Here is a 15431-nt window from a genome sequence, read left to right on the forward strand (position 1 = left end):
TATCCGTTAAGATAACATCCTTTCTGGCTAAGAAGAGTTAGATTAGCCCTCCCCCCATTTGTTTACGGTATCTTGAATCGTAGGCCTCGATAATGCGCCGGTCGCTTCCCACCACGTATCCACGGCTTGGCGGAGCGAACGACGTGCCTCCTCCGCTTCCGGCTTCCCTGCCACGTTAACTAGCTCGTCCGGATCCAGCTGAAGGTTGTACATCTCCTCCGTATCCTCTTCGTAGTAGTACACGTACTTCCACTCCGGCGTTTGCGCGCCGCGGAAAGGATGATATCCCCAATAAGCCATATAATGCTCGAAGAAAACGAGCTGCTCAGACGGGGGCTGAGCCAGCGCAAGATGTGGCATCAGCGAGCCACCTTCGCATTCAGCAGGTACCTCAATGCCGACAGCATCCAGCAGCGTGCCGGTAACGGCGCTACTTGACACGAGATCTGGGATGACCTTGCGAGCAGGGTTAGCCCAGGGAACATGCAGAATAACAGGTACGTTATAAAGCTCCTTATACGGGAGAACACCCTTCAGCCTTAGCTTATGCGCTCCCTGCATATCGCCATGATCCGATGTGAACAGAATGGCGGTGCTATCGAGCAGCCCCTTCGCTTCCAGCTTTTCCATGATGCGGCCAAGGTTCTCATCCATGAGCTTTAGCATCGAGCGATAATGCTGAGCGTCACGCCGCACCAACTCCTCCGTCAGATTGGATTCGCCTGTCCGAGAGCGCTTCAGCTGAAAGGCGGGCTTGGATGACAGGTCATCAAGATAATAGCTGCCCGGAACGGGCATAGCCTCCTGTGGGAACTGCTCCACATACGATTCAATCCGCTCGAAAGGCCCGTCAACCGGCACGTTAGGATGCGGCATAAACCAGTTCAATGCCATAAAAAACTGCTTGCTGCCATCATAATCCTCCAAATAATTCAGCGCCTTCGTGGTCGTCAACGCATCCTTGTGACTGTGATACCGCGGATTCGGGTTCGCCGCTCCCAGCTCAAAGCCGTCCTCTCGATAATCTGTAATCTGGAATTTGTGATCCGCCGGAGACAACCCCAAATGCCATTTCCCTAGGTAAACGGTCTCATACCCGGCCTGATTAAAACCTATGGCTATGCCCCATTCCTTAGGATCCAGCACATGACCGATATTATTGACGCCAACCTGATGCGGGTATTTTCCCGTCATCCACGTGGCTCGTGACGGCGAGCACTGTGCAGAGGTAGAAATCACACCCGTGAAACGTACACTGCGTTCGACCAGCATATCCAGATTTGGGGTATAGTAGCTGGGGTTGACGCAGCCCATAGCATCTAGATTTTGTTGATCCGTCGTGATCATAATGACATTTTTCATAATCGGTTCCTCTTCTCTTCGAAAGTAGACTAAACAGAAGCTGCTGCTTACTCTTACTTCATGATATTGAATCCGCTTCCATATGTCGTTACACAATCCTCTGATTTGCGATACTGGCGTAATCGAAAAAGGCTGCCCCGCCAGCCCACGCCGGTTGAACAGCCTTTCCATCACTCTTTATACGCTTGGTTAATTTCCTTGATAATTTGCTCGCCGCCGTTCGCCAGCCACTCTGCTGATGCGGACTCAATTGAATTAATGGGGGCGTCCCCCATAATGATCTTCGTCACGGCTTGAGCAAACTTCATATTCAACTTGACTCCGCTACGGGTCCATGTCTCCGACTCCAGGCCCGCCGCCGGATTGCTCCACTTATGCTTTTCATTCATGGCAAACATTTCTCGAATCGCTTGGTGCAGCGCGGGATCCTCCCATTTATACATTTGAATGTTCGAGTTAAACGGACGAAAAATCCAATTGTTAATCAAATTTTGCCGATCCTTCTCCGCGGCCGGCAGCCGCTCGTACTTATCCTCGGTTATTTTTTTGTAATGAACGCCTTCGATGCCGTGCTTGATAAAGTCAGCTCCCTCCGGGGAAAGGAAATAATCCAGCATCATGAGGATGCGACGCTGCTTTTTCGGATCGATCCTGGCATGGATCACATTCTTATCCAGCATTTCGAGATTAGAGGTACCGGTTAAGCCGGTTGGTCCCTTCGGAGGCTCCATTGGACTGTAGGCTGCGCTCGGCACTAGCTTAGTTAGGATGCTCTTGGTTTTTAGCGACTGATTGGGATTTAACATAACAAAGCCGACTTTATTCGACTCGAATTTTTCTGTAGGAGAGCCAACTTTATTCACAGCAAAATCCTGATCCAATACACCCTCTTCATAAGCTCTATTCAGGAAGGCTAATGTCTGCTTCCATTCGTTCACCTGCAATTGATATGGAATTAATTTCCCACCAGCTTCCTTCCACTGGTTTCCTAATCCAAGGCCGGCCAAAATAAATTCAATATCACGAAATTCGGCATTGTGATCCACATAAAATGTAAAACCACTCGTGTCCGGTTTGCCGTTTCCGTCCGGGTCCTTGGCAGCAAACGCCTTAGCGACCTCATAAAATTCATCCAACGATTTGGGGACAGCAAGGTCAAGCTTTTTCAACCAATCCTCACGAACAGTCAAGGTATCCCTGGCTTGAGTAAAATAGAAAGGAAAGCCGAATACTTTCCCTCTCGTGTTGAGTGCTTTCAGATCGGAATCCGGTATGCCTGCCAGATTCGGATATTGATCCAAGAAAGGCTGAACATCGAGAAATAAGCCCTGCTTCTTCCATCGGTTAAAATCCGGATACAGCACAAGAAAGATGTCGGGGAAGTCGTTGGAGGCTGAAAGCACGGCCATTTTTTCTTTATAAATATCTGCAGGCACCCACTCAATCCTCAGATCCACATTAAATTTTTGGTTCAGCGCCTGGATCATCGGATGGTCGTCCGGCCAGCCTCCCCCTTCGAAGGAACGCGCCATCCACGTGATGGTCAGCTTTTCGCTCAGTTCGTTTGCCGGAGCGTTATTTTCTGCGACCTTAACTGGTGCCTTCGATGTTTCGGAATACGTTTGAGAGCACCCAGAGACAAGGGTTGTCAGCAGCAGGAAAGCGCACCATGTCAGCCATTTCTTCTTCATCGGTGTCATATCCCCATGCCTTTTCTATACTCATTCGGCGCTATGCCTGTTATATTTTTGAATACCCGGTTAAAATAAGGCATCGACGAAAAGCCGACCATATCCGCGACCTGGTATATCTTCAGATCCGGCTCCAACAGTAGCCGCTTCGCCTTCTCGATGCGGAATTTGTTCATATAGTTTACGAACGAATCCCCGGTGTGCTGCTTGAATAAAACGCTGAAATGGGACACGCTAAGGTCGACGTAATCCGCGATATGCAAAAGACTGATCTCCTGCATGTAGCTCTTCTCGGCGTAGTCACATGCCTTCTTAATCACTAACCGGAAGGAGCGCTTATGGTACTGCTGCCCTTCGAATTGGCACCATGTCTCGGTTAGCTGCTGAATATGCTTTTTCTGCCCTTCTTCCGTATGCTCCTCATACACGGCCGATTTCTGATATTTAGGATACGTATACTCAAGCAGATCATTCAGCTTCCCGGCCAAAATGCGAAGCAAACCGAGCTTGGAGCTGGCATGACTGCTTTTATTTCTCAAAATGGATTGCACCAGCTGCTCCTGCTCTGCCATCAACTGCTGAACATCCATCGTTGGAATATGCTCCATAAACGTATTAATGCTCATCAGTTGATCATGGACAGGATGAATCCGCTCCAGCCGCTGCAGGGATCTCTCCAGCGCTTCCTGGAGCACTTCTTCCCGGACCGGCTTCAGCAAATATTCGGATACGCCGTAGCGAATGCCCTGCTGAGCATATGAGAAGTTATCGTAACCGCTAATAATAATGCTCACAATGGGAAATTTGATTTCATCGATTTGCTTGATCAAAGACAGCCCGTCCATCTTGGGCATCATAATATCGGTAATAAGGACGGTCGGACACAGCTCTTGAATCAGGTTCCAAGCCTCCACTCCGTCTCCCGCTTCACCGCATACCTTAAAGCCGCCGCCGATCCGGTCCACCATCTCGACAATACCACTGCGGATCCAATGCTCATCCTCCGCTACGAGTACATGGTACATCCGGGTGCCCTCCTCTCATCTTTTTCTATGTAGTACAACTTCTTGCTGCGATGAGCATTTCCTTTCACACTAACCAACTAAAAATTATCCAATTCTCTGAAAGCTTATCCATATTTCCGGACAAAGGACCTCCCAAATTTCTCAGCATCTGTTTTAAAGCCCGTTGCGTCAGCAAACTGTTTATATTCTACGTGAAAATTAAAGAGGAAAGCAACCCTCTTCGAAGAACGTTGCTTTCCTCTATCCATAAATAAGTCATTATTATACGAGGACGGTAACGTCCGGATGATTAAGCCTGTCAATCCTATCCTGCAGGGTCAGAAGACTGACCAAACAGGATTTCAAATTCGCCCGGTTTCCACGTGCCAATCCTTCAAATCAATGTTGTAATAGCCATCCTATTGGGGAAGCATTACATATGCTTTTAGAAATTCCGTTACCTTTTTCTCATAACCCGCAGGGTTCAAATAAAATGACTTACCGTGTTTTGCACCCTCTACCACAAATAGTTCCTTCGGGCTTTCACATGCTTCATAAAGCTCATAGGCCATAGAGAGAGGTACGGTTAAGTCCCCCGTTCCATGGATGAAAAGTATCGGCGTTTTTGACTTTTTCACTTGTTCCAGCGCTGATGCCTCTCCAATAAAATACCCCGCTCTCAGCTTTGTCAATAGGCTTGTGCTTTGAACAATCGGGAATTTGGCAAGATGGTACATACGACCTAACGCATAGGTGAGTTCGGCTTCAGCCGAAGTATATGCACTGTCTGATATAATAGCCTTCACATTCGGAGGCAAGCTCTCTCCGCTTGTCATCAACACGGTAGCAGCTCCCATAGACCCACCATGCAGCACGATCTCCGCATCTGCCCCCACTTTCTGTAGAATCAATCCGATCCACCCCACGTAATCTTTACGCTCGTCCCATCCGTATCCGATATAATCGCCTGCACTCTGGCCATGTCCCCGCGCATCAGGCATTAGCACATTGAAGCCCATCTGGTCATGATAGAAGGCTGCATACGCATCCATATCGTGTGCTTTCCCTGAAAAACCGTGAGCAATAATGACCGTCTTTTTCGATGGCATAGCCGCTGGTAAATAATAACCGTGAAGCTCCAAGCCATCCTGGGATAGAAGGGTTAGGTCCTAAAAATTAGGCTCTTCCCTCCATTCAACAGGTTCACGAGTTAGAGCGAAATTCGCCGACGCTGGAGACTGTTTAAGGAAGTCTTTACTGGTTCGTTCGATGGCAACATGATAAAAGTAGAAGCTGGCCAAAATATCTACAATAAAAGCCACTACGAAAGTGATCCATAAAATTCTAAGTACATATTTCATATTTATAAATACTCCTTAGTCGTTCCTCCACATAAATTCATAAATCTAAGCTCCTTTTGGAAGCGTAGATTTATGAAAGGTCATTAATGTTTCCCTTTACTCCTTTGGGACAAAGGCACCTGCTCACTCGCATTCACTTTACAAAGTACTTTATGAATTAATCAGACGCAGTAATCCCTCCAGCATTTCATCGGTCATGGATCCGCCGCTGAAAGCTACTAATCCGCGAAGCGGTAATGATTTGACCATAGCTTCCATCATCACGGGAGTCTCATTATTAGCTGAAGCGACTGTACCAAACGGCGAGTTCTTTATCAGCTCTTGCACAATAGCTGCTCCCTTCGGATCTTCCATTAGGTCCCCTAAAGTTGAGTTTCGTGTGTACGTTCTCTTTATGTTAACGGTAGATTCAATACGAATGGTCTCACGTAGTGAAATTTCAACAGAGGACTGACCAATTAGGATTTCAAAATCGCCAGTTTCCACGTGCCAATCCTTTAAATCAATGTTGTAATACGCAAAAGCACGTTTATCAAGAACAAACGTAACCACCTTAGTCTCACCAGGCTGAAGCTCTATTTTAATGAAACCTTTCAATTCTTTTTGCGGTCTTACGACTGTACTCAACACATCGCGTACATACAGCTGTACGATTTCTTTTCCGGCCCGATGACCTGTATTTGTTACGCTAACGCTGATCTCAACTGTGCCCACGTCTACGATTTCCTTCTTATCTACAGTAAGATCGGAGTAGCTGAAGCTGGTATAACTAAGTCCATGACCGAATGGAAACAACGGTGTTCGATCGACTGCATCATAGTAACGATACCCGACAAATATTCCTTCCTTGTACGTTACACGATCCCCTTCGCCAGGAAAAAACAAGTAGGACGGATTATGCTCGAGCTTCTGCGGAAAGGTTTCAGCCAGTTTACCGCAAGGGTTGGCATCGCCGAAAAGGAGATCAGCGATAGCGCCGCCAAGCGCCTGTCCTCCGAGATAAGCCTCCAGCACTGACTTCGCACTATCAATCCAGGGCATTTCTATAGGAGCACCATTGCACAGCACAACCACGACTTTACTTTGAGCTGCAGCTATCGCTTCAATCATTCGGATTTGATTGGCTGGGATACTGAGATGCGTACGGTCAAAGCCTTCCGATTCATAGTGTTCCGGAAGTCCAGCCACGATAATAGCTACATCGGCTTGAAGGGCTGCATTCACAGCTTCGGAGAGCAGGCCTTCGTCCACTTCATCGCTGCCTAAATCATAGCCTTGTGCGAATACGACTTTGGCCGTGCTTCCAACGGATTTACATAACTCTTCGTGAATATCCTCCAGCTTGGTCGGATTAATGCGGGAGCTGCCGCTTCCTTGATATCGAGGTGTTTTGGCGAGTGCTCCGATGAGCGCGATATTGTCCGACTTGGTAAGCGGCAGGAGACCATCCTTATTCTTCAGAAGTACCATACTTTCCCTAGCCACCTCGCGTGCTAGTTGGTGATGGGCATCCTGATCGTAAGTTGCCCCTTCTCTTCGCTGGTCCACAGCCTTGAAGATGACGGTCAGAAATCGTTCAACAGCACGGTTCAGCACTTCTTCAGACAACTTGCCGCTTCGAACAGCTTCGACGATTTTAAGATCGCTAGTACCGTTGGTCGATGGCATCTCCAGCTCCAATCCCGCCGTCAGACCATCTACACGATCATTCACCGCTCCCCAGTCGGATACAACGAAGCCATCATGACCCCATTCCTCTTTCAAAATGTCCGTGAGCAGTTTAGTGTTCTCGGAACAAAATTCACCGTTCACCTGGTTATAGGCACTCATAACAGTCCAAGGTTTCCCTTGCTTGACTGCGCCTTCGAAGCTGGCTAAATAAATTTCGCGAAGTGTCCGCTCATCGACAGCTACATTGGTGCTCATGCGACGGTACTCCTGATTGTTTACGGCAAAATGCTTCAGCGATGTACCAATACCCTGGCTTTGCACGCCAATAATTTGATTCGCCGCCATTTCAGAGGATAAGTACGGATCTTCGGAGAAATATTCGAAATTCCTCCCGCAAAGCGGTGACCGTTTAATATTCACTCCCGGTCCAAGCAGAACTGCCACTTCCTCCGCTTGACATTCTTTCCCTAGAGCGATACCAACTTTGTGCATCAGCTCCCGATCCCACGAGCTAGCCATTCCAGCAGCGGAAGGAAAGCAAGTTGCCGGTACGCTGTCCATTAATCCAAGGTGATCCGAAGCGCCATTCTGTTTGCGTAAGCCGTGAGGACCGTCGGTAATCATGACGGATGGAATACCAAGGCGCTCGATCCCTTTTGTACGCCAAAAGTCAAGTCCGGAACATAAGCCAGCTTTTTCCTCCAAAGTCATCTGATCAATCAGCTCAGTTATATTTCGTTGCATATTCTCTTCTCCTCTTCCCATTGTTAATATCCCCACCGCATTGAATTTATCGTTGCATCTTATCCCTTCATTCTTTTCATCAGCTGCATTTGAAGCATCATGGTTGCAGGATGGATCTTTTCGGGGAACTCACGAGGATGTCTGCGTATTAATTCTTCTACATGATGCCCTCTACCCGTTTCCTCTAAGCGTTTAATGTATCCCTTTAAATAACCTTTAGCATGGAAAGGTCCGCCCTCTTTCATCACGGTCCACAAGGGATCTCTATCGTCGCCGGATCGGCTCATCATCTCGTCATGCCACTGCGTCAAATAGTAGACAGCTTCCATACATACATCTTTGTTGGCAGCCGCTACATTATGCTGCTCTTTCGGATCCTCGGAAAGGTTATACAGCATTTCCTGATCAAACATATGAAACCCGTCATGGTAGGTTCGAATATACATCCATTCACGGAACCTTACACTTCGCTGAGCAACGTGAGCACATTGCGATACGACAACATACTCACGTCCGCAGCTCGCGCCTTCTTTTAGAACAGATGCATAGCTCACGCCATCCCAGAACGGCATAATCGGACCGCCTATCATTTCTGCCATAGTGGGAAGTAAATCTAGATGCAAGTGAAGATCTTCATTAACGATTCCCTGCTTCATACCTGGCCAGCGAATGATCATCGGTAGACGGCACGTTCCTTGATCCGCAGTGGCGTGCTCGCCATAGATCCCGAGCTGCCCCATATTTTCCCCATGATCCGCCGATATCATAATGATCAGGTCATCCATTACGCCCTGCTGCTCTAGTGATGCAAACAAACGTCCAAGATGCTCATCCATATAACGGATTCCGCAATCATAGCCATCAATCATCGTTCTTAAACCGTTCATGTCTTGGATATCGCCAGGGTGACGTGGGAAGTTTGCACTTGTTTGGTTGTCGTATGTTTTATTCATGTAATCAATATTTAGCTCATTTACCGTGTGCGAACCGACCATTTGCTTATGCCTTTCTAAAACTTCTTCAGTCAGCCACTCCGGCAGTGGGTCATTCTCAAAAGGATTTCCATATGTCATTGGAGCACGGTAAGGCGTATGAGGATCCCAATAATTGATATATAAGAACCAATCATCCTTCTTCGCATTTCGATCAATCCAGTCCAGCGCAACCGGCGTTACATGCTCAGCAGATTCATTGCCAAATTTGCCTGTATTGAGAATTTCGTTGAATCCCGCATAAAACCCAAAGGTGGAATGACGCTGGGGAAACGGGCTAATAAGAACGGTATTCAGGTCGCCCATCAAATTCAAATAAGAGGGGAAGGAACCACCTGTTGCAAGCCTGCCGAACAACTGGCGCTTTTCCCCTTCCAGCTTCATGTCCCCTGCAGTTCCACCATGACCGACCAAGCCGTTTCGAATGCCAAATTGCCCGGTCATCAACGCTGTCCGAGATGGAGCGCAAGGCGCATCTGAAGTGTAATAATTCGTAAATCGAACACCTTCTGCTGCGATTTTATCAATGTTAGGTGACGTATTCCGTTTATATCCATAACATCCTAAGTGGTCAGGGCTAGTAGAATCCAAGTCCAAAAATAAAATTCGCATGATTCATCCTCCAGAATTATGATTAATAGCTAATTACTTCAGTCCCAATCGTACATATTGATCTTCCGGTGCTTTTTCAAACTCCATTGCTTGAATTAACAGCTCCGTGTATTGCTTGATCAGCGCCTCATCCTCGATGGGTGATAATTGCTGGTGATCGATCTCGATATCATACAGCAACGAAAGCTGCGCATGCTGCGCCATCTTAAAGGGTACCCCAGCTTGGCTGAAAGGAATCCGATATACCGGAAAAGTGGTGTAGGGCAAGTATCTTCCAACCTCTATGCGGTCTGGCATTTGGGAGCCGATAAAAGTGCCGAAAGTGGTCGGCATTGCGGTATACGCATAACATGGATGATTATCTTCTTGGATCGGCGCACGCAAGTAGGTGTATTTACCATCCGTCATATTCACAGTCATACCGAACGTGCCGTAAAGCGCATAATCGCGTATTTTATTTTTTGTTCCCTTGATAAGATCCAGTAAAGATCTCCCTCTTACCGTCGATGGGATGTCGATTCCAAAATAGTCAAGTAGGGTCGGCATCAAATCAATATTTTGCGTAATCGCAGATATCCTTTTTTGATCCGGAACAACACCCGGGAGATGAACCATTAATGGAAGGTGAGCAATTTCATTATAGACGTGCATGACATTTTTTCCTGTCCAATCGTGCTCGCCTAATAGGAATCCATGGTCTGTTGTCATGATGAGAAGCGTGTCGTCCCATAGATGATGCTTATCCATCACATTTAACAATTTGCCCATCCAATGATCGATCATTGTCAGATTAGCCGCATAGCGTTTTTGCATATGCTCCATGGCATCAGGTGGTTCTCCAACCTTGGCATACTTAGGCCAGTCAAACCTCGGTCCCGTATAATTATCTTCATATAAATCCAAATAATGTTGAGGGCAATCGAACGGCTCATGCGGATCAAACGCTTCCACCATCAGAAAGTATGAATCCGCATCCTCATTGTCCTCCAGCCATTGACAAGCTGCTTTCATCGTCCTTGGTCCTGGATAGTCCTCTTCGCTTTGGAAGGCCGTACGATTTTTCTCATATTGAGGTTCGACTCTTCCATAAAAAGACTTCGGAAAATCGGCGGGCTTGTTTACCCGGGAAACCCAAGGATCGCTTTCCTGCCCCCGATGTAAATCCCAGCTATGAAAGGCTTGGCAATAATTTTCTCCGCCCGTTTTAAAGTAATGGTAATGATCCGTTACGATATGGGAGAATACATTTTTGCTTTTCAACACTTGCGGGAGTGTAACATCAAACGGCTCTATTCCGCCCCATCCACGCTCCAAGAAGCCAAGACGACCTGTCATCATATCCCTTCGTGCCGGCATGCACGGTAATGATCCGGACCAATGATTGTCAAAAATCACGCATTTCTCAGCTAATCTTGATAGATGCGGAGTCTGGACCCATGTGGAAGGGTTGTAGCTCTCCAGCATTTGCCGATTTAGGGTGTCCATCAAAATGACAATAGCTTTCATAATCAGTTGGCCCCTTTTCTCTTGTCATAAATAACAATACAATGAACCTCATTTTTTTTCCTTACACAATCTTTTTATTTATAGTCTTATTTTTTATGAAGTGCGATAAGGTATCCGGATGCCGATCACACTGCCGCACACAGAGAGGAAATGGACAGAACAGAAACGCTTTTGTAAATCTTTTATCTCATTATTTCAAGAAAACCTTGATTTTTTTGAGCCCATCTTTCACATTGGGGTATCTGACCGGGATGTCAAATAAAGTCGTTTGCTTTAAGACGCTTTTTTGATGTGAAAAAGTGTCAAAGCTTCCTTTCCCGTGATAAGAACCGATTCCACTACTTCCAACACCGCCGAAAGGCAAATAGGGGGAGACCATATGGTAAACAGTATCATTGATACAGCCACCTCCAAAAGATATGCTGTTTAACACTTCTTGTTGGACGTTGTCATTTTCTGAGAAGAGATAGAGCGCAAGCGGATTTGGATGATTATGAATCCCCTCCGAAACATCCGATAGATGGCTGTATTCCAGTACAGGAAGAATGGGACCAAAAATCTCATCCTGCATCACTGGATCATCCCACGTTATGTTCGTGAGAACTGTCGGTTCAATAGTTAATCCTTCTTCGTTCGCTGCTCCACCAATTATAATTTCACCATTATTTAGAAAAGATTGGAGGCGATTGAAGTGTATCTTGCTAACAATACGAGTATAATTTGGATTATTTAGCGGTCGCTCTCCATACAAGTCTTTGATCGCTTCCCTAAAGTGATTTATAAATTTATTTCTTATATTTTGATGAAGATACAGGTAATCGGGTGCTACGCAGGTTTGTCCGGCGTTCATAAATTTACCCCAAGCAATTCGTTTTGCAGCTAGCTTAATATTTGCGTCTTCATGAACGATACAAGGACTTTTCCCGCCCAATTCTAATGTTACAGGAGTTAAATTTTTCGAAGCGGACTTCATAATGATTTTCCCAATTGGGACACTTCCAGTAAAGAAAATGTAATCAAATTTTTCATCAAGAAGTGCTTGGCTCGTTTCAACTCCGCCTTGAACTACCGAAATATATTCCTCCGGGAATATTTTTATAATAAGTTTCCCTAATACTTCTGAGGTTTTAGGGGTCAATTCTGAAGGTTTTAAGATCGCGCAATTACCCGCAGCTATCGCACCAACTAAAGGAGCAATAGCCAATTGAAATGGATAATTCCATGGAGAAATGATTAGCGCCACACCGTAGGGTTCAGCATATATGGAACTAGTGGAGCCAAGATGGGAGATCGGTGTTTTAATTTTTTTCGGCTTCACCCATGAACGTAAGTTGCTGAGTGTGAAACGTATTTCTTTAAGCTCCATCCCAATTTCCGTGGAATAAGCTTCAAACTCGGATTTGTTTAAATCTGCTTTTAGTGCTTCCATCAACTCTTTCTCATGGCTAAGAATCGCATTTCTTAACTTTTGAAGAGCTTCTAAACGAAAAGCTACATCCTTAGTTATACCCGTAAGGAAAAACAATCTTTGTTTGTTAACAAGTGAATGGTAATTATCCACATTTTCACACTCCCTTATCTAAACCAATTTTATAATCCAAACTCATCAGACTATTCCTTAATAAGCCGATATAGACGAAACATGTCTTCTTTAAACAGAATCTTTGGTACAGGATAAAGAGGGTTTGCTTCCTCTAATGCCCGCTCTACCATAAGAGGAATATCGCTGTCCACTATGCCACTTACCTTTTGGGGAATGTTCATCCTTTCGTTGAGCTTCTTAATTGCATCAATAAATTTCCATGCCTTTTGTTCATTGGTTTCAGATGGTTTACCTATCCCCACCAAATCGGCAAGTTCTGCCAGAGGTTTATGTGCGGACCTTCCATAATATTCTAGAACATACGGCAAGATAATCGCATTCGCAAGTCCGTGAGGAACAGAGTAAAATCCACCAAGAGTATGTGCAATAGCATGCACATAGCCAACGTAGGCCCGGGTGAAAGCAATCCCTGCCAAATATGAAGCCTTTTGCATATTCCTGCGTGCGATAACATTTGTCCCGTTTGAATAAGCCTCATAGAGATTTCCAAAAATTAACTTTACTGCTTCTTTACTACACCGTTCGGTCTCCTCTGTGTTACTTCTGCCAATGTACGCCTCAACAGCATGTGTCATAGCATCCATTCCAGTTGTTGATGTAATATGCGGCGGCAGTTTAACCGTAAGTAAAGGGTCAAGTACAGCAAAATGTGGAATGAGAACGGTATCATTAATTGCATACTTTTCATGCGTCTTGTTATTTGATATAACCGCAGCAAGCGTGGTTTCGCTTCCTGTACCAGATGTTGTTGGAATAGCAAAAAGTGGGGGAATCTCTTTCTTAACCTTTAATCCACCCTTCATCATAAGGATGCTTTTTTCAGGTCTTGCTATACGTGCCCCCATACCTTTTGCGCAATCCATTGGTGAACCACCGCCAAAAGCAATAATACCCTTGCAATTGTTTTCTTTGTACATTTTCAATGCTTCCTCAATATTATCAATTGTTGGATTTGGAACAGTATTGTCATACACAACAAAGTATATCCCCTCAGCCCCTAAGCCTTTGAGTAATCCATCCATCAGTCCAAGCGAAACAATTCCCTTGTCCGTTACAATCAGAACACGATCAATATCCTTACTCTTAATGATTTCCGGTAGTTTACTCAAGCTATTTTCTCCCTCAAATAACTCTGGTTTTCGCCAAGGCAGAAAATGAGAAACCACTCTAATAACACCTTGATGCATCCTGTAGTATAATTTATACACAACATAGCCTCGCTTCTTATTAAAAATATGATTTATTAAAAAGAACTTAAAGTAATTTATGAAATATTTCCTTGTCGGCGCACGTCCCTGTGTTCTCGACTGTAACATGGACGTTCACCATATCCGTGTTGCTAAGTTCCATCACATTAAGCTTCTAAGCATACGTATCGGATAGAACCCAGAGGCAGAACTCCCATTAGGTTCTGTACTTCCTTTTGAGCAGCCAACCGCACTAACCATAACAACCCTTGCAAGCAATAATGGCATCCACTTCTTCATGTCATTGTCCCCCTTTTCTCTTGTCATAAATAACAATACAGTGAACCTCATTTTTTTTCCTTACACAATCTGTTTATTTATAGTCTTATTTTTTTATGAAGTGCGATAAGGTATCCGTACGCCGATCACACTGCCGCACCCAGAGAAGGAATGGACGGATACGCCATATCCTTGTCAGACACCTCTATTCATTTTTTCCCCAGGCATTCATGTAAATACATCTAATATCGTTCAAAGTATACGGCATAGGACTTCGATCTAATAACCGGGTTTGTTTGATTGCATCCTTTGCCAGAAGCTCGATATCTTCCCTTCGAATGCCGTAATCCTGAAGTGAAAGCGACAGCCCTACATCCCGGACCATTTCTTGAAAGCAGGTAACCGTTGCAAGCGCTACTTTTCTTTTCGTTAAGCCGTCGGTTGGAACACCCAGCGCTTCCGCCATCATTTGCATTTTGTCCAGACATGCCGGCCATATGAAGTCGAACACATAAGGTAGTAAAACAGCGTTGGATTCACCATGAGAAATTTTGAAATGTCCACCCAAAGGGTACGCTAGAGCATGAACTCCGGAAACTCCCGCATTGTAAAAGCTAAGTCCTGCAAGCAAACTCCCATATGAGATTTCTGACCTGGCAGCTTTATTAGCACCATGCCATACGGCTGTACGAATACTTGAACTTATCTTTTTGATTGCCTCCAAAGAAAGCAAATCTGTTAAAGGGGAGGCATTTACGGAAATGAGGGCTTCAACTGCATGCGTCAATGCGTCAATTCCAGTTGAAGCCGTAATTTTAGGAGGGAGTGAATAAGTCAGTTCAGGATCTACGATAGCTGTATCTGCCAATAAATAAGGGTGTGTCAAAACATCTTTCGTCGCTTCCAAAGAGAATACGGCGATATCGGTAACTTCCGCTCCTGTCCCGGATGTAGTCGGAATTAATATTTTTGGAATACCTTTATCCGTTAGCCTCATGGTTCCCGTCAAGTTCAAATAGTTTGCAATGGTTCCATCGTGTCTGCAAAGAACAGCCGCAGCTTTGGCAATATCCAAACAACTCCCTCCTCCTATCCCTATTACGAGTTCTGCTTGGCTGTCCCTCAGAGCTGCAACAGCCTGATCGGCTGTATGTAGAGGCGGCTCCGGTTGTATTTCACTGTAAATTGTATAATCCAAATTGATGTCGTTTAGTATTCGGGTTAATGAATCTAAAATTCCTGTTTTGAGTAATCCTGGATCGGCAAACACCATCACTCTCGACGCATTGAAGGCTTTAATCTCATCAGGAAGGCGCGACAAGCTTCCCACACCCATTATTATTTTTACAGGAGATATAAATGTTCTTATTTCATGATTCAAAAGCATTCGCCCCCTAAATGATTACGTATTCATTTTTC

General features: G+C 45.4%; 12 protein-coding genes. All 12 read right to left on the reverse strand.

Annotated elements, in window-relative coordinates; genetic code table 11:
• Window positions 1–42: 42 nt before the first annotated feature.
• Window positions 43–1533, reverse strand: a complete 1491-nt coding sequence (locus ACSQ8O_RS33745) for a sulfatase family protein (protein WP_436245422.1) — start codon at window positions 1531–1533, stop codon at window positions 43–45.
• A complete protein-coding gene (locus ACSQ8O_RS33750; RefSeq protein ID WP_436245264.1) occupies window positions 1533–3053 on the reverse strand; it encodes an extracellular solute-binding protein in 1521 nt (506 codons plus the stop codon). Before ACSQ8O_RS33750 ends, ACSQ8O_RS33745 begins: the two co-directional genes overlap by 1 nt.
• A 5-nt stretch (window positions 3054–3058) precedes the next feature.
• Window positions 3059–4078, reverse strand: coding sequence for a response regulator transcription factor (locus ACSQ8O_RS33755; RefSeq protein WP_436245265.1), 1020 nt, complete (start codon window positions 4076–4078; stop codon window positions 3059–3061).
• Between the two features lie 398 nt (window positions 4079–4476).
• Window positions 4477–5199, reverse strand: coding sequence for an alpha/beta hydrolase (locus ACSQ8O_RS33760; RefSeq protein WP_436245266.1), 723 nt, complete (start codon window positions 5197–5199; stop codon window positions 4477–4479).
• A 27-nt stretch (window positions 5200–5226) separates the two neighbouring features.
• Window positions 5227–5418 carry a hypothetical protein gene (locus tag ACSQ8O_RS33765; RefSeq protein WP_436245267.1) on the reverse strand — a complete coding sequence of 64 codons (192 nt, stop codon included), beginning with the start codon at window positions 5416–5418 and terminating at the stop codon, window positions 5227–5229.
• A 150-nt stretch (window positions 5419–5568) separates the two neighbouring features.
• Window positions 5569–7833 carry a glycoside hydrolase family 3 C-terminal domain-containing protein gene (locus ACSQ8O_RS33770; protein WP_436245268.1) on the reverse strand — a complete coding sequence of 755 codons (2265 nt, stop codon included), beginning with the start codon at window positions 7831–7833 and terminating at the stop codon, window positions 5569–5571.
• Window positions 7834–7892: 59 nt separating this feature from the next.
• Window positions 7893–9437, reverse strand: coding sequence for a sulfatase family protein (locus ACSQ8O_RS33775; protein ID WP_436245269.1), 1545 nt, complete (start codon window positions 9435–9437; stop codon window positions 7893–7895).
• A gap of 33 nt (window positions 9438–9470) precedes the next feature.
• Window positions 9471–10943 carry a sulfatase gene (locus tag ACSQ8O_RS33780; RefSeq protein ID WP_436245270.1) on the reverse strand — a complete coding sequence of 491 codons (1473 nt, stop codon included), beginning with the start codon at window positions 10941–10943 and terminating at the stop codon, window positions 9471–9473.
• Between the two features lie 190 nt (window positions 10944–11133).
• Window positions 11134–12504, reverse strand: a complete 1371-nt coding sequence (locus ACSQ8O_RS33785) for an aldehyde dehydrogenase (protein WP_436245271.1) — start codon at window positions 12502–12504, stop codon at window positions 11134–11136.
• Between the two features lie 50 nt (window positions 12505–12554).
• Window positions 12555–13754: an iron-containing alcohol dehydrogenase gene (locus ACSQ8O_RS33790; RefSeq protein WP_436245423.1), complete on the reverse strand. Its 1200-nt coding sequence runs from the start codon at window positions 13752–13754 to the stop codon at window positions 12555–12557.
• Window positions 13755–13895: 141 nt separating this feature from the next.
• Window positions 13896–14033 carry a hypothetical protein gene (locus ACSQ8O_RS33795; protein ID WP_436245272.1) on the reverse strand — a complete coding sequence of 46 codons (138 nt, stop codon included), beginning with the start codon at window positions 14031–14033 and terminating at the stop codon, window positions 13896–13898.
• 184 nt (window positions 14034–14217) lie between these two features.
• Window positions 14218–15399, reverse strand: coding sequence for an iron-containing alcohol dehydrogenase (locus tag ACSQ8O_RS33800; RefSeq protein ID WP_436245273.1), 1182 nt, complete (start codon window positions 15397–15399; stop codon window positions 14218–14220).
• Between the last annotated feature and the right edge of the window lie 32 nt (window positions 15400–15431).

It is taken from the genome of Paenibacillus sp. LjRoot56, assembly GCF_964253335.1.
In the GTDB taxonomy this organism is placed as follows: Bacteria; Bacillota; Bacilli; order Paenibacillales; family NBRC-103111; genus Paenibacillus_E; species Paenibacillus_E allorhizoplanae.

Bases quoted from the DNA above. Each gene is read 5' to 3' on its own strand.
- ACSQ8O_RS33800 (WP_436245273.1), bottom strand. From the start codon at position 15,399: ATGCTTTTGAATCATGAAATAAGAACATTTATATCTCCTGTAAAAATA.
- ACSQ8O_RS33780 (WP_436245270.1), bottom strand. From the start codon at position 10,943: ATGAAAGCTATTGTCATTTTGATGGACACCCTAAATCGGCAAATGCTG.
- ACSQ8O_RS33745 (WP_436245422.1), bottom strand. From the start codon at position 1,533: ATGGAAAGGCTGTTCAACCGGCGTGGGCTGGCGGGGCAGCCTTTTTCG.
- ACSQ8O_RS33755 (WP_436245265.1), bottom strand. From the start codon at position 4,078: ATGTACCATGTACTCGTAGCGGAGGATGAGCATTGGATCCGCAGTGGT.
- ACSQ8O_RS33750 (WP_436245264.1), bottom strand. From the start codon at position 3,053: ATGAAGAAGAAATGGCTGACATGGTGCGCTTTCCTGCTGCTGACAACC.
- ACSQ8O_RS33775 (WP_436245269.1), bottom strand. From the start codon at position 9,437: ATGCGAATTTTATTTTTGGACTTGGATTCTACTAGCCCTGACCACTTA.
- ACSQ8O_RS33765 (WP_436245267.1), bottom strand. From the start codon at position 5,418: ATGAAATATGTACTTAGAATTTTATGGATCACTTTCGTAGTGGCTTTT.
- ACSQ8O_RS33770 (WP_436245268.1), bottom strand. From the start codon at position 7,833: ATGCAACGAAATATAACTGAGCTGATTGATCAGATGACTTTGGAGGAA.
- ACSQ8O_RS33795 (WP_436245272.1), bottom strand. From the start codon at position 14,033: ATGAAGAAGTGGATGCCATTATTGCTTGCAAGGGTTGTTATGGTTAGT.